This window comes from Anabaena sp. WFMT (genome assembly GCF_051781005.1).
Classification (GTDB): Bacteria; Cyanobacteriota; Cyanobacteriia; order Cyanobacteriales; family Nostocaceae; genus Anabaena.
Genome location: NZ_JBPWOA010000016.1, coordinates 67,822 through 88,465, shown reverse-complemented (window position 1 = coordinate 88,465; position 20,644 = coordinate 67,822). Strand labels below are relative to the sequence as shown.

The 20,644-nt window shown below is 39.2% G+C and carries 14 protein-coding genes and 1 pseudogene; 8 read left to right on the top strand and 7 right to left on the bottom strand.

Translation table 11 applies throughout. The features are described from left to right. The first annotated feature begins 253 nt into the window (after nt 1–253). On the top strand, nt 254–1,114 hold the full coding sequence (locus tag ACSQ6I_RS07985; protein WP_438889824.1) for a bile acid:sodium symporter family protein: 861 nt from the start codon (nt 254–256) through the stop codon (nt 1,112–1,114). 630 nt (nt 1,115–1,744) lie between these two features. Beyond that, nucleotides 1,745–3,046, top strand: a complete 1,302-nt coding sequence (locus ACSQ6I_RS07980) for a cytochrome P450 (RefSeq protein ID WP_438889823.1) — start codon at nt 1,745–1,747, stop codon at nt 3,044–3,046. Here the strand turns inward: ACSQ6I_RS07980 and ACSQ6I_RS07975 are convergent. Continuing rightward, on the bottom strand, nt 3,029–4,060 hold the full coding sequence (locus ACSQ6I_RS07975; RefSeq protein WP_438889822.1) for a choice-of-anchor A family protein: 1,032 nt from the start codon (nt 4,058–4,060) through the stop codon (nt 3,029–3,031). The two genes, ACSQ6I_RS07980 and ACSQ6I_RS07975, sit on opposite strands and share 18 nt — an antisense overlap. Before the next feature lie 297 nt (nt 4,061–4,357). Further along, nucleotides 4,358–5,245 (bottom strand): peptidoglycan recognition protein family protein, encoded by an 888-nt coding sequence (locus ACSQ6I_RS07970; RefSeq protein WP_438889821.1) that lies wholly within the window; start codon nt 5,243–5,245, stop codon nt 4,358–4,360. A gap of 625 nt (nt 5,246–5,870) precedes the next feature. Here ACSQ6I_RS07970 and metH point away from each other — a divergent pair. Then, nucleotides 5,871–9,401, top strand: a complete 3,531-nt coding sequence (gene metH / locus ACSQ6I_RS07965; protein WP_438889820.1) for a methionine synthase — start codon at nt 5,871–5,873, stop codon at nt 9,399–9,401. A 110-nt stretch (nt 9,402–9,511) separates the two neighbouring features. Here metH and ACSQ6I_RS07960 read toward each other — a convergent pair whose 3' ends face one another. Then, nucleotides 9,512–10,327 carry a hypothetical protein gene (locus ACSQ6I_RS07960; RefSeq protein WP_438889819.1) on the bottom strand — a complete coding sequence of 272 codons (816 nt, stop codon included), beginning with the start codon at nt 10,325–10,327 and terminating at the stop codon, nt 9,512–9,514. Between the two features lie 193 nt (nt 10,328–10,520). Then, nucleotides 10,521–11,153, bottom strand: coding sequence for a hypothetical protein (locus ACSQ6I_RS07955; protein WP_438889818.1), 633 nt, complete (start codon nt 11,151–11,153; stop codon nt 10,521–10,523). 178 nt (nt 11,154–11,331) lie between these two features. On the opposite strand from ACSQ6I_RS07955, the gene ACSQ6I_RS07950 reads away from it, so the two are divergent. Beyond that, nucleotides 11,332–11,745 carry a DUF4351 domain-containing protein gene (locus tag ACSQ6I_RS07950; RefSeq protein ID WP_438889978.1) on the top strand — a complete coding sequence of 138 codons (414 nt, stop codon included), beginning with the start codon at nt 11,332–11,334 and terminating at the stop codon, nt 11,743–11,745. Between the two features lie 5 nt (nt 11,746–11,750). Here the strand turns inward: ACSQ6I_RS07950 and ACSQ6I_RS07945 are convergent. From ACSQ6I_RS07945 to ACSQ6I_RS07935, 3 genes and pseudogenes are all read right to left on the bottom strand, one after another. Beyond that, a pseudogene (locus ACSQ6I_RS07945) lies at nt 11,751–12,314 on the bottom strand (Uma2 family endonuclease). Between the two features lie 360 nt (nt 12,315–12,674). After that, complete coding sequence (locus tag ACSQ6I_RS07940) at nt 12,675–13,340, bottom strand: (2Fe-2S) ferredoxin domain-containing protein (protein WP_438889817.1); 666 nt, start codon at nt 13,338–13,340, stop codon at nt 12,675–12,677. 41 nt (nt 13,341–13,381) lie between these two features. Further along, nucleotides 13,382–13,639, bottom strand: coding sequence for an Asr1405/Asl0597 family protein (locus ACSQ6I_RS07935; RefSeq protein WP_438889816.1), 258 nt, complete (start codon nt 13,637–13,639; stop codon nt 13,382–13,384). 386 nt (nt 13,640–14,025) lie between these two features. On the opposite strand from ACSQ6I_RS07935, the gene ACSQ6I_RS07930 reads away from it, so the two are divergent. From ACSQ6I_RS07930 to ACSQ6I_RS07915, 4 genes are all read left to right on the top strand, one after another. After that, nucleotides 14,026–14,580, top strand: coding sequence for a Dps family protein (locus tag ACSQ6I_RS07930; RefSeq protein ID WP_438889815.1), 555 nt, complete (start codon nt 14,026–14,028; stop codon nt 14,578–14,580). Nucleotides 14,581–15,055: 475 nt separating this feature from the next. After that, a complete protein-coding gene (gene carB / locus ACSQ6I_RS07925) occupies nt 15,056–18,352 on the top strand; it encodes a carbamoyl-phosphate synthase large subunit (protein WP_438889814.1) in 3,297 nt (1,098 codons plus the stop codon). Between the two features lie 565 nt (nt 18,353–18,917). Further along, the gene (locus ACSQ6I_RS07920; RefSeq protein WP_438889813.1) at nt 18,918–19,874 is read left to right on the top strand and encodes an RNA polymerase sigma factor, RpoD/SigA family; all 957 of its coding nucleotides are present in this window, start codon (nt 18,918–18,920) and stop codon (nt 19,872–19,874) included. Nucleotides 19,875–20,205: 331 nt separating this feature from the next. Next, entirely contained in the window at nt 20,206–20,547 is a 342-nt protein-coding gene (locus ACSQ6I_RS07915) for a DUF760 domain-containing protein (RefSeq protein ID WP_438889812.1), read from the top strand. Nucleotides 20,548–20,644: the final 97 nt, after the last annotated feature.

The window sequence follows — 20,644 nt, the reverse complement described above, 5'->3', positions numbered from 1 at the left end:
AATACCTACCCTTGTGAGGGGAGACCCCTCCCTCCATAGTATTTAATCATGTTGCGATCGCTTGGCCACTATCACCCCTATTCCCAGATATCTTAACCAGCAAACTGTTCAAATGGTTTAATCCTCCCAAATGTAGAGGATTTAAAAACATTTGGATTTGAGCATATATTTAGGCAATTTGTTGTCGTGACTCAGTGCGATTTCAGAATTTTTTAGTGATTTTTTATCACCCAGGAGCAAGCATTTGCAAGCCATGCACCATCTAATACTACTGGTTCTCGTTAAAGTCACTATTTTTTCTCTGATGTTAGCCATAGGGTGCAACCTCTCTTTTGCAAAGATGCGCTCCTTCTCGCGAAAACCTGCCTTAGTATTCCGTGCGCTTTTAGCGGTTGTTGTGCTAGTGCCTCTAGTAGTTATTCTGCTGTTGAAACTGTTTAACTTACCATCGGCAGTGATGATCGGATTGGCTTTACTGGCAGCTTCTCCGGGTGCGCCTCTGACCACAAAGCGAGCGCAACAGGCTGGAGGCAGCTTCCACTACTCAGCCAGTCTTCAGCTAACTCTGGCAATACTGGCGGTTTTTGTTACTCCCATCACCTTGGCAATTTTCGCCACCTTATTTGCGAGTATTTCTCAAAAGGTAGCAATTGTGGACGTTGCCCGACAAGTGATTATGGTGCAGTTATTACCTGTCAGTCTCGGTATTTTGATGCAAAAGTTCGCGCCTACATTTACCCAAAAGATTGCTAAACCCTTGACTTTTATTGCTAACAGTCTCTTTTTGGTGCTGGTTGTTTTAGTGTGCATCTTAGGGCTGCCAATGTTTTCCAAAGTTGGTGAATTACCACTGGTAGCGATCGCAATTATGGTGATTGCCTCTCTAGGAATTGGACACGCTTTAGGCAGATTCGATGATGATACCCGATCTACCTTGGCGATTTTCTGTATTGCTCGCAATTTTGGTTTAGCTTTGTTTATTGCTATTTTGAATCATGTACAACAGCAGGTGATTCCGACATTGGTGGCTTATCTAATTTTGGGAGCTTTTGTAGGTGTTCCCTACTCAATCTGGAATAAACGCAGATTAGCCGGATTACCCCAAGAAAACTAACCCGTTATTAGTCAGCCACCCGTCAATCCAGAAAATTTTCTTTTCCATTGTTTATACACGAACTTATCCCACTAATCCAAAAACGCCTATTTTTTCAACTCAGATGTGCTGTAAAATCTTGATTTTTCGTTCTTTATTTACAACTAAATGAAGATTTTTACGAAAGCAGGACTCACGCACTGAAACGGAAAACTGTCATTCTGAGCGCAGCGAAGAATCTCTCCAGAAGTTGAAACGCCTATTCTACCGTTCTCAACTTGGCTGAGTGCGTAAGTCCTAGAAACAATAAGTCGCACATCGCGTAAAGACTACTATAAAAAAGTTCTGCCCAAATCATTCCATAAGTAGAAATTGTATAGGACGTATATCTTTTGCTCGATAGAGATAAATTATTTATCAAACTTTTACTCTGGGAGGATCACCAACTCTAAATTAGGAGAAAACCATTCATAGTTTAGTTGAAAGACTTTTGGGCATGAAAAAACGTCAAAATGCCTAAATAAATCCGGCGTTGCTGTTAGCGCAGCTTGGCGTTAGCCATATCCTGGGATGATTTCGACGACCAATTCATCCCGCACTTATGCAACGCCATAAATCCTACTCCGCAAACCTCGTAATCTCCTACTAATTATGCATACACCTATTACCCTATTAATTCCCCCAGAGCGTTTAGGATTAAATGGAGAAGATGACCAAAGTAGTTTAGCAAAACGCAATCAGTCCCTAACTTATGACTTATTTGCACCAGAAATAATTGCTAATCCCTATCCATTGTACAAACGTATCCGCGAAGAAGATCCAGTTCACTATGAAGCATCCTTGGGCTACTGGATTTTAACTCGGTATCAAGATGTAGAAGCTGCGTTGCGAGATGAACGGCTTAGTTCTGAGCGACGGACTTTGTTTATTCAGCAATTAGGCAATCTAGATGTCAGTTTGATTCAAAACTTTTTGCAACTGACGGATAACTCGATGATTGAAAAAGATCCACCTGATCACTCGCGGATGCGAAAACTAGCGAATCAAGGCTTTACAACCCGTGCTTTAGAAAGCTGGCGGGGCATTATTCAAAAAACGACTGATACCTTATTAGATCAAGTGCAACATCAGGGTTATATGGATATTGTCTCTGACCTATCTGTACCCTTACCTAGCTTAATTATCGCCAAGATTTTTGGTGTACCAGAAAGTGATCGCCCTAACCTAATTCAGTGGGCAACGGATATCAGTACTTTCTGGGGCGTTCCATCTGGTAACAATATAGAAGAATTGGCGCAAAAAGCTGATACTAGTGCTGCTCAATTCACGGCTTTCATTAACCAACTCGTAGCTGAACGCCGTCAAAAACCAGGAACAGAGATGATTAGCTTGCTGGCAATGGCTTACACAGAGCAAAACCTGGATTTTGCAGAATTACCTTCCCTGTGCATTCTCATTCTCAATGCCGGCCGTTCAACTACTACTCATTTAATACCCAATGGGGTATCAGCTTTGCTCAATCATCCTGAACAGCTACAGAAACTCAAAGATAATCCCGCCCTTATCTCATCAGCGATTGAAGAAATCATCCGCTATGACACTTCAGTGTCCTTTGTATTTCGCATTGCCAAAGAAGATATAGAAATTGGTGGTCAAAAAATTCCCGCAGGTAGTGTGATTGCGTTGGGATTAGCAGCAGCTAATCACGACCCAGCAAAATTTACTCAAGCAGACAATTTTGATATTGAGCGATCGCCTAATGAACATTTAGCGTTTGGTCCTGGTATCCATTTCTGTCTAGGTGCAGTTTTGGCGCGGATGGAATTAAATATTTGCTTCTCTACTTTGCTGAAGCGGTTCCCAAATCTTCAGTTTGATTCGACAAGACCCCCCCTTCCCCGTCGTAATACCTTAGTTTTTAAGGGATTTGATGCTTTACCTGTGCGATTCTAATGAGTCAGCTACCCATAAACATTTTGAAAAAATTTGAGAACGGCGCAAAAATGTGAATAAAGTTCCTAAAATCAATAGCCCTAAAGTGTTACCTGGTTCTGGTACTTTGTTGACAACAGGTTCTTCAGCAGGAGGATTCCAATAGTGAGGAGGTTCTGGCTCTGGTAAATTAGGAAGAATTCCTGTAAATGGTACATTGTGAAATTCGCCACTACCAGACAATGAAGAAGCAACTAAAGTACCTTCCACATTACCGTTAGAAAAATTAACGTTAGCTTTAGTAGCAAGTACACTGCCTTGGAATGAGAACCCAGTAGTTGTTACTTGAGTTGCGTCCACAAAGTTAAACAAAACATTTTGCTTATTAACACCATTAAACCCGCCAAAATACTTGATATCAACGCTATTTCCTAAAATATTCAGCACTACAGTAGAATTACTACCCACTCCTTGCAAATTGAAGTAACTGCTGCTAGAAAATTTGGAACCATCAATTGTAAAAACATTCAAATCACTATTGCTTCCCTGAAGGTAAATTCCGCCCCATTTATACTCTGTAGTATTTGTAGAAACTAATCCACCCAAGTAATCAGAAAGATTGGTTAACTCTGAGCGTGCAGCATTAAAATCAATCGGCTGACCTGAACTAACACCACAATTAGGAGAGCAGTTGAAATATACAGGGGTGTTAACAGTACCGCCAACAACAGCATTACCACCAAAAATCTGACCATTATTGTAGGTTAAATTGCCACCTACTACCAGTCGAGTATCTGTACCATTAGAATTACTGAGACGGTCAGCAATTCCAAAATTAGTCAATGTTGCATTACCACCAACAGCTACACGACCTTCGGAATCTGAACTTTGATTCATATCTCCAAAGACAAAGACATTATAGTTTTGCGCGATTCCTAAATTAACAGCCATAGCTGGTTGTATTAAACCTGTTATGGCAACTGCTCCCAACGATAGAGGAACCAATGCAAATGTCGTTTTAAATCTTTTAAACATTAAGATTATGATTTTAGATAGCTACAATACCAATTTACTGTTTATTCAATTAAAAACAGAAAAAGACACTATAAACTTCCTGTAAAATATTTGCTATTTAAATTAATTTCATCTATGTATTTATACTACCTTATTTTTACTGCCTTAATCAACAAACTATTGGAGTAAAAGCTTATTGTTACGTGTGAAACCCAGAAAATCTGCTGACACTCACATTGCCTGAAATGATTATGAATGTGATAATTGCTCTTCCCAATTACTCATTACCAGCCGAAACAGATATGATAAATGCATATATTATTTATTAGCAGTATTAATCGGTCTTAGCTGCCGATAGCTATGAAGTACATTAAAAAACTTCTCAAAATCAAAACTTTTAGGATCTGCTCTTTGTCCAGAACGGTCTACAGCCCGATGAGTGGTCATTCTATCATCTGGAACTTGGCTTTGAGCAATTAACCAAGCCAAAGAATTATATTGAGCATCTGTGTACCCACTATGACCCTGTATATCATTTTTACCCCAAGCATCTGAAGGCGTTTCTAAAGACACATGATAAGCAAAATTATTTACAGATGGAGGTAAAGTTTGATTAGTCTGCACAGTTTCCAGGCCATTAACACCCTCAAACACAGAATTACCCGCACCAAAAGCCCGTTTATCTGGTGGAACAAGATAAACTACTGTCCCATCTAAAGTAACTAAAGCGTGATAACTCGCTTGTACATTTTCATCATCATGGGGTGTTTGAAAAAAATTAATAGCACTAGAAGCAGAATTACTAGTTTCATGAATTACGATAACCGCCTGATTATTTAACGGGACACCGTTAACATCTCTGGTAGAGCGTTCTCCATAATTACTAGGATGCACATCAGCCTTAGCAAAATTAGGTCTATATTTGGAAAAAGCCGCCGTAGTTGCGTATATTGTATTAACTTTACTAAGTTTAGGAATGGTATTCGTATTCACCGGAGATTTAGGTAAATTTGGCTCCTTATTCTCCGTCGTTATTACTGTCTGCAATTGTGCCTGTGGATATTGACTCCAAGCTGTAGTTTCTGGAATTGAAGTAATGTTATTACTTTGCGTCTGTCTGGAACCACCCACAAACAATGCCAAAACCAGAGCAGCGAACATAAAAAAGATTAGCATTACTCTAGTTGCCCAGTCTCTAAATCTCATATATCTAATACTGGTAATATTGTTAACGTTAATATTAATACTTTGATTTCGCAAAATAAAAGTAACTATTATACTAAGGTATAAGGTAAATAAATTTTTTTACCTATTCATCTGTCTATAGTCTAACTTTACTGAGTAGGTGGGCGTTAATATTTATCTTTAGGATCAGGCAAACAGTGGAAAGCAAGTGGGAAGAGGGTTTGCGCCTCATTAATTTTATTCACATAATTATGTTTAATTGTGCCTACCTACTTACAGCACTTCCTGATGTTATGAAGTACAGTTTTTCATCGCCAAGCCTGTAGGGGCGGGGTTTCTCCGCCCTCGATTGTATTGCATTCGACCTAGATATGCTGTGTGTGCATAATATTTTGACATTGACGACATCGACAGAATTTCAATATGCATCTTCCAGAATCCTTGTCGAGACTGGGCAAGACAAGTTTATACATTATTTACCTATTACTAAAAGCTTCATATTGTGTTTAAACGTAAATTATATCATCAGGATCATAGACAATCCACAGATTTAAAATACTTGTTGTCTAAAAAATACGTCTAAATTTTGGAAAATAATAAACTAAGTCTAGAATCACAAAACTAACAAAACTTGATTTCAGAAAATATGAAACATTCTTTCCTAGAACACCTACATAGTCCAAAACGTCCTGTTATCGTCTTTGACGGCGCAATGGGAACCAACTTACAAACCCAAAACCTCACAGCGGAAGACTTTGGAGGCGCACAGTATGAAGGTTGTAATGAATACCTAGTCCACACTAAACCCGAAGCCGTCGCCAAAGTTCACCGTGACTTTCTCACTGCTGGTGCTGATGTCATTGAAACCGACACCTTTGGCGCTATGTCCATAGTTCTAGCAGAATATGACTTAGCAGACCAAGCTTACTACCTCACCAAAACCGCCGCAGAACTTGCTAAAAGCGTCGCTGCGGAATTTTCTACACCAGAAAAACCCCGATTTGTTGCAGGTTCTATTGGTCCGACAACCAAACTCCCCACCTTGGGACATATTGATTTTGACACCATGAAAGCCTCCTTCGCTGAACAAGCAGAAGCTTTGTTTGATGGTGGTGTCGATTTATTTCTGGTGGAAACTTGCCAAGACGTATTGCAAATTAAAGCGGCGTTAAATGGGATTGAGGAAGTTTTTGCCAAAAAAGGCGAAAGAAGACCCTTAATGGTTTCCGTGACAATGGAAAGCATGGGGACAATGCTAGTAGGTACAGAAATCAGCGCCGTACTGACAATTCTAGAACCTTACCCCATTGATATTCTCGGTTTAAACTGTGCCACTGGACCAGACTTGATGAAACCACACATCAAGTATTTATCAGAACATTCGCCTTTCGTAGTTTCCTGTATTCCTAACGCGGGTTTACCGGAAAACGTTGGTGGTCAAGCGCATTACAGACTAACGCCCGTTGAATTACGGATGTCTTTAATGCACTTTATCGAAGATTTAGGTGTCCAAGTGATTGGGGGTTGCTGTGGGACACGTCCAGAACACATTCAACAATTGGCAGAAATTGCCAAGGAGTTAAAACCGAAAGTTAGAAAACCGAGTTTAGAACCAGCAGCAGCGTCAATTTATTCTACTCAGCCTTATGAGCAAGATAATTCTTTCTTGATTGTCGGTGAACGTCTCAACGCCAGTGGTTCTAAGAAATGCCGTGACTTACTAAATGCGGAAGATTGGGATGGTTTGGTGTCAATGGCGAGGAGTCAAGTTAAAGAAGGCGCACACATCCTAGATGTTAACGTTGATTATGTAGGACGTGACGGCGTGCGTGATATGCACGAGGTAGTTTCTCGAATTGTCAATAATGTTACTTTGCCTTTAATGCTCGATTCCACCGAATGGGAAAAAATGGAAGCAGGACTAAAGGTAGCTGGTGGTAAGTGTTTGCTCAATTCTACTAACTATGAAGACGGCGAACCGCGATTTTTAAAAGTGTTGGAGTTAGCCAAAAAGTATGGTGCAGGTGTAGTTATTGGTACAATTGACGAAGATGGCATGGCGCGGACGGCAGAGAAAAAGTTTCAAATTGCCCAACGTGCTTACCGTCAAGCTGTAGAATATGGACTTGCCCCCACAGAAATATTCTTTGATACACTAGCTTTACCTATTTCTACGGGAATTGAAGAAGATCGAGCAAACGGTAAAGCCACCATTGAATCAATTCGCCGTATTCGCCGAGAATTGCCTGGAAGTCATGTAATTTTGGGTGTTTCCAATATTTCCTTTGGTTTGAACCCTGCATCGCGGATGGTTCTGAATTCGATGTTTTTGCATGAAGCAATGAACGCGGGAATGGATGCAGCAATTGTCAGCGCAAATAAAATTTTACCACTTGCTAAAATTGAACCTCAGCATCAAGAAGTTTGTCGTCAGTTAATTTACGATGAACGGAAATTTGATGGTGATGTCTGCATTTATGATCCTTTAGGAGAACTAACAACAATTTTTGCAGGGGTTAAAACAAAACGTAATACGGGAATTGATGAAAATCTCCCCATTCAAGAACGTTTGAAACGTCATATTATTGATGGTGAGCGCATTGGCTTAGAAGCACAATTAACAAAGGCTTTAGAACAATTTCCTCCCTTAGAAATCATCAATACATTTTTGTTAGATGGGATGAAAGTTGTGGGTGAGTTGTTCGGTTCAGGACAAATGCAATTGCCTTTTGTTTTGCAATCTGCGGAAACGATGAAATCGGCAGTTGCGTATTTAGAACCGTTCATGGAGAAATCAGAATCTGGGAATAATTCCAAGGGGACTTTTGTAATTGCAACCGTGAAAGGTGATGTTCACGACATTGGCAAAAACCTGGTAGATATCATCTTATCTAACAACGGTTACAAGGTAATTAATTTAGGAATTAAGCAATCAGTGGAAAATATTATTCAGGCTTATCAACAGCATAAACCTGATTGTATTGCCATGAGTGGTTTGCTGGTGAAATCTACCGCTTTTATGAAAGATAATTTGCAGACTTTCAACGAAAATGGTATTACAGTACCGGTAATTTTAGGCGGTGCGGCGTTAACTCCTAAGTTTGTGTATCAAGATTGCCAAAATGCTTACAAAGGTAAGGTCGTTTATGGCAAAGATGCGTTTTCTGATTTGCATTTTATGGATAAATTAATGCCTGCGAAAGTAGGTGGTAATTGGGATGATTTGCAGGGATTTTTGGATGAATTAGGAGAAAATGAAGAATCAATAAATGGTCATAAGGAAGCAATAAAAATCTCCTCTGAAGAAAAAGCCTCTGCTGAACCCAAAGAAATAGATACTCGGCGTTCGGAAGCTGTAGCAGTAGATATTGAACGTCCTCAGCCACCTTTTTGGGGAACTCAGTTTTTACAACATGATGATATTTCTCTGGAGGAGATATTCTGGTATTTAGATTTGCAAGCTTTGGTTGCCGGACAATGGCAATTCCGCAAGCCAAAAGAACAATCTAAGGAGGAATATCAGGCATTTTTGGCTGAGAAGGTTTATCCAGTTTTAGAAAGTTGGAAACAGCGAATTATTGAAGAAAATTTGTTGCATCCTCATGTGATTTATGGGTATTTCCCTTGTCAGTCCGAGGGGAATTCTCTACATATATATGATGTAGAAAATCAGTCAAAACAGGTGACAAGTTTTGATTTCCCCCGTCAGAAGTCTTTCAATAGGTTATGTATTGCAGATTTCTTTGCACCGAAGGAGTCGGGAATAATTGATGTTTTCCCCATGCAAGCGGTGACTGTGGGGGAAGTTGCAACGGAGTTTGGACAAAAGTTATTTGCCAATAATCAATACACTGATTATCTGTATTTTCATGGTATGGCGGTACAGGTGGCAGAAGCTTTAGCGGAATGGACACACGCCAGAATCCGTCGAGAGTTGGGTTTTGGTGATGCTGAACCGAATAATATTCGGGATATTTTGGCGCAGCGTTATCAAGGTTCTCGGTATAGTTTCGGCTATCCGGCTTGTCCGAATATCCAAGATCAGTTTAAGCAGTTGGAGTTGCTGGGGGTTGATAGGATGAAGATGCACATGGATGAAAGTGAGCAATTATATCCTGAACAATCGACAACGGCGATTATTACTTATCACCCTGTAGCTAAGTATTTCACTGCTTAATAGCATTTTCTCACCCCCTTTGTCGTGAGATAGAGGGGGTTATAATTCAATATTAATAGTGGGTTACAAGCCTAACTCAACCTACTAAATGCTTACAATAAAATGTAAACTCACTTTTTGAATCCTTTACCACTAAATTGTTTTATATCTTGGTATTTAGGCATATACGCATACTTGTCTTTTATTTCTAAACCTAAAAATTTAGCAAAACGCTCCGAGTCATTTCCCATTAACTCACCTTTTCGAGGTATACCTTTGTAGTCGGCTAATGCTTTCTTAGCTTTACGTAACGAATTCAGAGGTACAAAAAGGTCTGTTTTATCGTAAGTCCAGATTTCAGATATCTTTTTAGCTCCGCATAATAGTTCACCTAAACCTTCATTTTTTATGTCTTGATTGTATGTTAAAGCTAAATTAGCATCTAGATATATAACCCTACCAGAATTTATGTTTTCTATGATATCTAATGAATGATTTAACTCGAATAGACATTCTTTATATTTAGGGTAGATAGCAGCTAAATGTACAAGAATACCTACTACTAATCCTTGAGCGCCAGTTTCTCTGTTAGTTTGATAGTTGTCATGTCCTTCTATCAGCATTGGTAGATAAAATTCTTCAAAAGGCATTTTGAAATTTTCTTTTTGTAGCATTTGTTGTAAACAAAAAGCTAGTAAAAATTTTTTAAATGATTTTGCCTGATTCATCTTTTTTAAAAAAGATGAATGATAGTATCGCTTGGCATCAGTTTGATATTTTTCCCACGAAATAGAAAATACATCTCTAAAATGTCTACTAGTTTTTAATAAAAATTCATTTATTTTTTCCCTTCCATAAAGAGTAAAAAGTGTAATTTCCTCTCTACCGAATTTATGATTCGTTATGATTTCAGTTTTACCAATACGAATTTTTCTGAGTACAGACATACTTCACCTATATTATTGTAATCAAATCAATCACACGAAAGTAGCTTGATACAACTGATTGTAGGGTATCTATTTTCAAATATTAATTTTTAGCGGTAGATATCCACAAGATGATATTCTACACGAAGAAATTTAGTGATCTTGCTCTAATCTGAATCAGACTAGAGCAAGAAGTGGGTCATATATGGTCTAGTTAATTAAAATCAGGATGACTGTAGTAATATTTACCTTCGTCGGGAGGATTAACCTCAATAATCAATAGTCTATCACTTTCATTGATTAGATCCGACGAGTAAAGAACTTCAGCGATACGATTGTAATCTGTTGCAAGATTACAACTAACAACCCAGGTGGTTCGCAACAATTTTCGGCTGTTGCTATCGAAGGACTTAATTACCTCCTCCAAAGCTTCGTAATTTCTCTTGTGTTGTATGTCTTTCTTTAGGTCGTAACTGATTAAATAGTGTGATTTAATATCACCCAAACTCACAAAATAATTTTTTTTCTGCTCTATATCACTTAGAAAAAATATATCTTTTGGAGAAGGATCACAATAGTAATAAGAAGGATTACAGTAGTAATACTTGTTTTCTTTGTAGTTCTTGACCTCAATAATTCGTAATTCATCAGCGTGCTTGATTACTTCAGATGACTCAAGATTCTTCTTGATTTCGACTCGGTAAAGATCAGAAGTTACTATCCAGGTAGTTTCTAAGAACTTTTGTGCGTAGCTATCCAAGCTTTGAATCTGCTCGTTCAAATCAGAGTACCTTTGCGAATCAGCATTGTATAAATCGTAACTAATTAAATAATGCTTTTGGGTCATATCACAAATTTTAAAACAACTTCCACTATTGTAATTATTTTTTACATATGTGGTGGCAAAGAAAAATTTTTTTGGTAAGACATGGTGATCAACTTGCTAGACAAGAGGAAAATTCTCATCAGCATATAGTCTGACCATTAATCATCCTCATTTTGAGCGACAATAGCCAGATCAATTTCTGAAGTTAGTTGTGGAGAATGAAAAAGAAATTCCTACTTTAGCGAGAAACTTGTTATCACAAGCCAGGTCAGATTTATCTGATGCCAGTCTGCAAAAGAATTTGCTAGATTTAATTCAGACTATTGTTTCCTACAAATTACCCCGTCTCAGTCCCCAGAAGTTAGCAAGAATGTTTAGTATTAGTGATTTAAAAAATACCAGATATTATCAAGAAGTTCGTTATGAGGTAATTTTCAATATTGTAATACGTCTACTTGAACGGCGTATTGGTGCATTTAGTCAAGACTTACAGGTAAAAATCAATAGGTTATCTGTGGAAGATTTGGAGAATTTAGGTTTAGCTTTGTTGGATTTTACCAGTGTTAATGATTTGGTTATTTGGTTAAATAATCAAGTTATTTCTGATGGTTAAATCTATCACTTCTTCCTTTGTAACCAACCAAATATTTCCTCAACTGTGATTTTTAAATTCACACCTTCTAGAATGGGTAATATATCTGTTCCAGTTAACAAATCTGGTAAACTATGAGGCTGATAAACTAAAATTGAACGCTCACTTGGATCAAGCAACCATCCAAATTTAGTCCCATGTTTAATACAATGTAAAATATTGCCAGTTGCCTTAGTTTGACTTTGAGCAGGTGAAAGAATTTCAATTACCCAAGCTGGTGCAAAATTAATTCCACTGCTAATAATATCACCGCTTTCATCTAATGGTATTTCTTCGGTATTAATCACTGCAATATCAGAAACTAAAGAACGGTTTCCACAGCTATAACGCAGTTCTGGAAATGCTTAATAATCACTTATTGCTGTGTCAATTACTGCAACTAATCGTTTTTGTAAAAGACTATGTTTACCACCACCCATTGGTTTTTGAATTGCTTCTCCGTTAATATATTCCCAAGCTGGTGACTCATCTATGTAACCCAGTTTTAAGAATTCTTCTATGGTAATTATTTTTGCAACTGTTGTGGTCATTTATTTAAACTTAGCAGTTAAGCTAAATTCTATCATTACTAGGACTTATGCATTGTACAAATTTCACATAGGAAATTGTCTAGTTTCAGGCTTCTGGAATCGCATATTAGTGCGGTGCGTCAGATAGAGAAAATCTGTTGTGTGCTAAATTATCGGGTCTGACGCACTCTACAAAGTAAGCTAGTTGCGTAAGTCCTGAAATAGTAGTATTTCTTTTTTATGTTGCGCGAGTGGAAACAGTGATATCGCTATCACTTTTTGAATGGTGCTGTTCGTAATAGTCTCAAGCTGCTTCAGTATAAAGTTAAAGCTCCATCAAAATGGAGCATCAGCAATTATTTTGATTGGTTTAAAACCTATTCAATAAACTTCAGCATAACTGGGTATATTCACAACTGCATCTTTTGCTTCTTCTCGACTTTCCCCACCAATATGCTTATCTATCAACGTCGGCACTTGTGTAGCTTGTATGCGACTATAACGAGTTTTATCTGGCATGACTAGATTTGGTCCCGCTTTACAGTTTTTCATACAACCAGTACCTTTAATAATTACATTATCTAAACCATTATTTTCCAACTCTCTCTCTAAAGCCTGACACAAAGCCTTACCACCACGCTTCATACAATCAGACTTTTGACAGACCAAAATTGTAGCTTTAGTCTGAGTCGATTTTTCTTTGGTGCGATTTTTCGCAGAAGTTTCTGGTAACTGCTTCATGGTGTGACTAATTTGGGGTGGAAATCTTCCCATTTCCGAACGTGCAGCCATTACCCGTTCTGCTTTGAGAGTTTCTTCTCCCTTTTTAGAGTCGTACTTTTTTGTTCCCACAACTTGCAACCAAGTACCTTTAGGTAGACGTAAATCGAAAGCTACCCGTAAATGTTTGGCTAACTTCACATAGCATTGACCTTCAACAGTCGCCAGCAATAAGCCCTTGAGCTTATAACCGTCTTTAATCACAAACTCTAAAAATCTTCCTTCAAGGCAAAATTCTGCTACTTCTACACTGGGAGATACACTCATTTTTTTCACCTATTTTCAATGAAGGATAAGCTGTCAACCGACTAAAACTTTTGGTAGCGACTACGCCAACAATGTTCAAGAGTGCAAATTAGCTCTTGACGAGATGCGGTGAATTGTCGCATCACACTCCAAAGTTGAACAACTACCTGAGGACTGGTAATTTGCACCTGTAATGGCTGGTTAGTCTCGCAGCAAGAGGGAATTTCTAACTCTCTTAAACGCTGATAGACTTGCCAACGGTCTGCCCAATTCACTTCAACAACGTGCTTTATTCCTGTTTCTGAGCTAAAAGATTTCAAGCGAATTGCCCTCAAAGTGCAACAAACTTGCAGTAAACACAAGCTATTTACCCCCCAAAATGGGGAGTTGGTTAGAGTTAAGCCTCTTTAATTCAGAATAGCGTAAGTGCAAATTATTGTCATTAATTTTGCAAATATTTTGCATTTTTATATTTATAACTTATTACTATGTATATATTTGCACTTAAACTCATTAGTAAATATAGTATTGGGTACGTATATGAAAATTCAACTTTTAGCATCTAGCTTGGGAATTAATTTGCTACAAGTAGCAGTTAAAATTAAAAATTCTGTAATATTTAATAGACTTGCTTTCATTTTTTTCAATGTTAATATATAAAAACTAAGCAGTAAAAAAATAAAACTGCTAAAAAGCTAGGAGAACCATGTCTGATACACAAACTTTGTTACAAAATTTTGGTCAAGTATATGACAATCCTGTCCTGCTAGATCGGAGTGTAACTGCTCCAGTAGTTGAAGGATTTAATGTAGTCTTAGCGAGTTTTCAAGCTTTGTACTTACAGTACCAAAAACACCATTTTGTAGTTGAAGGTGCAGAATTTTATTCCCTGCACGAGTTTTTTAACGACAGCTACACAGAAATCCAAGATCACATCCATGAAATTGGCGAAAGATTAAATGGTTTGGGTGGTGTACCTGCGGCAAGCTTTAGTAAATTAGCTGAATTATGCTGCTTTGAGCCTGAAAGTGATGGCGCATATGCTGCCCGCAAGATGGTAGAAAATGACCTAGCAGCAGAACAAGCTATGATTAGCGTAATTCGCCGTCAAGCTTCTCAGGCTGAGAGTTTAGGAGATAGAGCCACACGCTATCTGTATGAAAAAATCTTGTTAAAAACAGAAGAAAGAGCTTATCATTTAGCCCACTTCTTGGCTAAGGATAGTTTAACCTTGGGTTTTGTCCAATCTGCTGAAAACTAAATTTCACATCATTGTGATTAATCTCATCTAGCAATAGTGCGAATTAGCTTTACAGGCTATTAAAAAATGATATTTTTAAGCAGAGAGGTCAACTTTTACCTTTCTGCTATTTTTAACCAAAAACTTAGGTAATAAATTGTTATTTAACTGAAATATAAAATAATTGCTATTTTTATTCAATATTCATTGTTATTTAAATAAAGACCATAGCGGATATTTCTAAATTTATTGATAATTAATTTTATTAAGATCACACGTATAAATAAAAGTTTTTATCAATATCGTTATCATCTAAGTTATAAAAATTGAAAAGGTGACTGTAAGGAAACAGAGTCATTTCTTTGACCAACATCCCATTCTTTTTTCGGCTTTGGCTCATCAGAAACCGGAAAACTGGATAATAAATAGCATGAGGAGGGGTAAAGACCCTTACAATAATCAAGATTTGTATTTTTATACTTCAAGGTAACAAACTATGCCCCGTCGTGAAGACCTCCGTAAAATTCTACTGTTAGGTTCTGGTCCGATTGTGATTGGCCAAGCCTGTGAGTTTGACTACTCTGGAACTCAAGCCTGTAAAGCTTTGCGAGAAGAAGGCTATGAAGTGGTGTTGGTGAATTCCAACCCAGCTACGATTATGACCGACCCGGAAACAGCAGACCGCACCTATATTGAACCGCTGACACCGGAAATAGTAGAAAAAGTTATTGCTAAAGAACGTCCAGATGCTCTATTACCCACAATGGGAGGACAAACCGCCCTTAACCTGGCTGTGGCTTTGGCGAAAAATGGTGTTTTAGAAAAGTACAACGTCGAGTTAATTGGTGCGAAGTTACCAGCAATTGAAAAAGCCGAAGACAGAAAACTGTTTAATGAAGCAATGGCTAAAATTGGGGTGGCAGTGTGTCCTAGTGGTACAGCCTCGACTTTAGAAGAATCAAAAGCGATCGCACGCCAAATTGGTACATATCCCCTGATCATCCGGCCAGCCTTTACAATGGGAGGTACTGGGGGCGGTATTGCCTACAATAAAGAAGAATTTGAAGAAATGGCACAAGTAGGGATTGATGCCAGTCCCGTGTCGCAAATTCTCATTGATCAATCTTTATTAGGCTGGAAAGAATATGAACTAGAAGTCATGCGTGACTTAGCAGATAACGTTGTCATTATCTGTTCCATCGAAAACCTCGACCCAATGGGGATTCACACAGGTGATTCTATCACCGTCGCCCCTGCCCAAACCCTCACCGATAAAGAATATCAACGGTTGCGGGATATGGCGATTAAAATTATCCGCGAAATAGGTGTAGAAACCGGCGGTTCTAATATCCAGTTTGCGGTGAATCCTGAAAATGGGGATGTGGTGGTGATTGAAATGAACCCCCGTGTATCCCGCAGTTCTGCCTTATCTTCCAAAGCCACAGGATTCCCCATTGCCAAAATAGCGGCTAAGTTAGCTGTGGGTTACACCTTGAATGAACTGCAAAACGACATCACCAAGAAAACCCCCGCTTCCTTTGAACCGACAATTGATTATGTTGTCACCAAAATTCCCCGCTTCGCTTTTGAAAAATTCCCCGGTTCTGAACCGGTTCTCACAACCCAAATGAAATCTGTCGGGGAAGCAATGGCCATTGGCCGGACATTTAACGAATCTTTCCAAAAAGCATTGCGTTCTTTAGAAACCGGTCGCGCTGGTTGGGGTTGTGACAAAGCCGAAAAATTACCTAGTGGGGAACAAATTCGCGCCCAATTGCGGACACCAAACCCCGAACGCATCTTTTCTGTGCGTCATGCTATGCAACTAGGGATGAGTAATGAAGAAATCTATGAACTTACGGCGATTGACCCGTGGTTTTTAGATAAATTACAACAACTGCTAGAAGTGGAGAAATTCCTGAAACGCACACCCTTAAAGCAGTTGACAAAAGCGCAAATGTACGCTGTGAAAAGGGATGGTTATAGCGATCGCCAAATAGCCTATGCTACTAAAACCAATGAAGATGAAGTTAGGGCATACCGCAAGAACTTAGGAGTGATTCCAGTTTACAAAACGGTGGATACTTGCGCGGCTGAGTTTGAAGCTCTGACTCCTTATTACTATTCTACCTACGAAGAAGAAACGGAAGTTTTACCCACTACCAAACCCAAGGTGATGATTTTGGGTGGGGGACCAAACCGTATTGGTCAAGGAATTGAGTTTGATTATTGTTGTTGTCACGCTGCTTATGCTTTACATGGTGCAGGCTATGAAACAATTATGGTCAATTCTAATCCTGAGACAGTTTCTACAGATTATGATACGAGCGATCGCTTGTATTTTGAGCCGTTAACCAAAGAAGATGTTCTCAACATCATCGACACTGAAAATCCCGTGGGGATAATTGTCCAGTTTGGCGGACAAACACCATTAAAATTAGCAGTTCCCTTACAGCAATATTTAGAGCAACTAGCGACTGGTGATATTTACCAATGTCCCGTTCCTAGTCCTGATTTCCCCATTCCCCAAATTTGGGGTACATCCCCCGATTCTATCGACATGGCAGAAAACCGGGAGCGATTTGAAAAGATTCTCAATAAATTGAATATTGCTCAACCGCCTAATGGCATGGCCAGAAGTTTTGAAGATGCTTTAATAGTTGCGAAACGCATTGGTTATCCCGTGGTTGTACGTCCTAGCTATGTGTTGGGAGGAAGGGCGATGGAAATCGTCTATTCTGATGCAGAGTTAGAACGCTACATGACTTTTGCGGTGTTGGTAGAACCAGACCACCCGATTTTAATTGATAAGTTCTTAGAAAATGCCATTGAAGTTGATGTAGATGCGATCGCTGACCATACTGGCAGAGTCGTAATCGGCGGCATTATGGAACACATCGAGCAAGCGGGTATTCACTCAGGAGATTCGGCTTGTTCTTTACCTTCCATTTCCCTATCTCCAGCCGTTTTAAATCAAATTCGCACTTGGACTGTCCAACTAGCACAAGCCTTGTCTGTTGTCGGTTTGATGAATATTCAATTTGCCGTAGTCGGTGCAAATAGTTATTCTCCCCAAGTTTACATTTTGGAAGCTAACCCCAGAGCATCTCGTACCGTGCCTTTTGTTTCTAAAGCTACAGGCATACAACTGGCAAAACTCGCATCTTTAATTATGTCGGGTAAAACTTTGGAGGAATTGAACTTTACTCAAGAAGTTATTCCTGCTCATATTGCTGTCAAAGAAGCGGTATTACCTTTTAGTAAGTTCCCCGGTACGGATACCATCCTCGGTCCTGAAATGCGCTCAACAGGGGAAGTGATGGGAATTGATAGCGATTTTGGCCGCGCTTTTGCTAAAGCTGAGTTAGGTGCTGGGGAAATGCTACCTCTTAAGGGTAGTGTATTTGTTTCTATGAGCGATCGCGATAAAGGACTTGCAGTAGATGTAGTCAAGGAATTTATTACCTTAGGCTTTAACGTCATAGCTACCCAAGGTACACGTCAAGTCCTTCAGGAAAAAGGGTTAAAGATTGAGTCAATACTCAAACTTCATGAAGGTCGTCCCCACGTCCTCGATGCTATCAAAAACCAACAAATTCAACTAATTATCAACACACCTTCTGGAGAAGAAGCCCATACTGATGCCAGGTTAATCCGTCGCACAGCCTTAGCTTACAAAATACCTATTATTACCACCATTGCTGGAGCCAAAGCCACTGTAGCCGCTATCCGTTCTCTGCAAAACACCACCTTAGATGTCAAAACCATTCAAGATTACTGCCCGATAAGTTAGTCGGAGGCAGCCCTTCGACTACGCTCAGGGCAAGGGGGCAGGGTGCAGGGGGAGAATTATCTATAACCTCTTCCCAATCACCAGTCCCCTGTTCCAAAAACATTAAGCAATCATTACAGGAGAAACATTATGGTTAACATTGAGATATTTTAACAAATATGAGGAACGTGTTTTTTCCTTAAAGAATTTGCGTGAGCAGCTTCAGGTATAAGTTTCTGAGTAAAATTACGGCATTAGACGACCCCAAGCAACCACGAATTTTCGGGTTTCTCGGTAGTCAAATTATTCTCATAAATGTTACAATTATTAATAATCTAAATACAACCAAAAATGTTCGACTTATTACCTTATATCTAACTCTAGGTACTTGTGATTATCAAAAAGTCACTGTAACGTCTAGCAGTTAAGAAGCATAAATTGACTAAATATGAGTAACCGAGTTTATCGGGCGTGTAAGTTGCAAACCTTAGCATGGTTTCATATCTCATCTGGGTAGCACCCTTACAAGGCACTTATTCAGCTAATGACACTACCAGCAAACCCATCATCACCAAAGAGTAGCGCCATGAAGACCGCTCAGACAGCCACCGACCTCGTGCGGACTTACCTGCGTGAGATTGGCCGTGTGCCACTCCTCACCCACGAAGAAGAAATTCGTTATGGGAAACAGGTACAAAGATGTACCGCCTTATATGAAGTGAGGGAAAATCTTGCTACCCAATTAGATCGTCAACCTAATTTAGAAGAATGGGCAGCAGCAGCACAGATAGAACTAGTAGAATTGAACGAAGCGATCGCAGATGGTGAAACAGCTAAACGCAAAATGGTAGAAGCCAACCTGCGGTTAGTCGTTTCTGTCGCTAAAAAGTATATTAAGCGTAACGTCGATTTACTCGACTTAATCCAAGAAGGCAGCATTGGAATGCAGCGAGGAGTAGAAAAATTTGACCCTACCAAAGGTTACAGATTTTCTACATATGCCTACTGGTGGATACGTCAAGCCATTACTCGTGCGATCGCCGAAAAAGCTCGCACAATTCGCCTACCTATTCATATTACAGAAAAACTAAACAAAATTAAAAAAGCACAACGCCAACTATCCCAAAAGTTAGGACGTGCGCCCACAGCCACAGAATTAGCTCAAGAGTTAGAATTAACACCCAAACAAGTACAAGAATGCCTAGAAAAAGCTCGTCTGCCCTTATCTCTCGATTTACGGTTAGGAGATAACTACGACACTGAACTAGGAGAACTTTTGGAAGATACAGGTGCATCACCAGAAGATTTCGTGATGCAATCCTCCTTATCTTACGACCTAGAGCGGATGATGGCAGAACTCACCCCACAACAAAAAGAAGTAATTAAGCTGCGATTTGGTTTATTAGACGGGCAATCTTTAACCCTTGCTAAAATCGGTGAAATCCTCAATATCAGCCGGGAAAGAGTCCGACAAATTGAGAGAGAAGCCTTAACAAAACTTCGTAAATCCAAAACCAACATTAATGAGTATCTTGCTAGTTAGGGGATTGGGTACTGAGAAGAGGAAAGAGCGCAGGGAGCAGGCTTGCCGTGAGTTTCGACTTGTCTTCGACACACTACGTGAACGCTCAACTACCACGTAGCCGAACGGGAGCAAGGGGGAAAATAGTTCTCCTTTTCACCCTGCTTCTTCTGCCTGCTTTCGCAAAACTACCCTGATTTTGGTACGGTTAAAACGACTCCCTGGAAAAAAATAACCTGTTACATTAGTTGATATGAATATACAAGTGTCAGCTACATCCAATACACAATAGGTTATTGATTATTTCAGTCACAATTACCTCAGTCAGTAGTTGTAATAAAGGAGATAAAAAGTGAGCAACCAATCCAATCGAGTCTCAGAATTTTTTGATAGTGAATCTGAAACTAGCAATTTACTATGGCAGTACGTTAAATCCTTAAGTCCAGAAACAGTAACCCAGTTATCTAAACCGACTTCTGCCGAAGTGTTTCAAGTTATGGAACGCAACATTTTTGGGCTTTTGGGAAATCTGCCTCCAGAACATTTTGGCGTTACCATTACCACCAGCCGAGAAAGTTTAGGTAGATTACTGGCCTCTGCTATGATTAGTGGTTATTTCTTGCGTAACGCCGAACAGAGAATGGACTTTGATATGGCTTTACAAGGAAATGAAGCTAATAAAGATTTTGAATAGCGCTGTTAGATATTTCTCATAATCTATAGCATTGCTAACCAGAACAGTTCTCTGCGAAATCCAATCTTAATTGTCAGTCAGGACTCACGCACTGAAA

Bases quoted from the DNA above. Each gene is read 5' to 3' on its own strand.
- carB (WP_438889814.1), top strand. From the start codon at position 15,056: ATGCCCCGTCGTGAAGACCTCCGTAAAATTCTACTGTTAGGTTCTGGT.
- ACSQ6I_RS07930 (WP_438889815.1), top strand. From the start codon at position 14,026: ATGTCTGATACACAAACTTTGTTACAAAATTTTGGTCAAGTATATGAC.
- ACSQ6I_RS07985 (WP_438889824.1), top strand. From the start codon at position 254: ATGCACCATCTAATACTACTGGTTCTCGTTAAAGTCACTATTTTTTCT.
- ACSQ6I_RS07960 (WP_438889819.1), bottom strand. From the start codon at position 10,327: ATGTCTGTACTCAGAAAAATTCGTATTGGTAAAACTGAAATCATAACG.
- ACSQ6I_RS07970 (WP_438889821.1), bottom strand. From the start codon at position 5,245: ATGAGATTTAGAGACTGGGCAACTAGAGTAATGCTAATCTTTTTTATG.
- ACSQ6I_RS07940 (WP_438889817.1), bottom strand. From the start codon at position 13,340: ATGAGTGTATCTCCCAGTGTAGAAGTAGCAGAATTTTGCCTTGAAGGA.
- metH (WP_438889820.1), top strand. From the start codon at position 5,871: ATGAAACATTCTTTCCTAGAACACCTACATAGTCCAAAACGTCCTGTT.
- ACSQ6I_RS07955 (WP_438889818.1), bottom strand. From the start codon at position 11,153: ATGACCCAAAAGCATTATTTAATTAGTTACGATTTATACAATGCTGAT.
- ACSQ6I_RS07975 (WP_438889822.1), bottom strand. From the start codon at position 4,060: ATGTTTAAAAGATTTAAAACGACATTTGCATTGGTTCCTCTATCGTTG.
- ACSQ6I_RS07920 (WP_438889813.1), top strand. From the start codon at position 18,918: ATGAAGACCGCTCAGACAGCCACCGACCTCGTGCGGACTTACCTGCGT.
- ACSQ6I_RS07980 (WP_438889823.1), top strand. From the start codon at position 1,745: ATGCATACACCTATTACCCTATTAATTCCCCCAGAGCGTTTAGGATTA.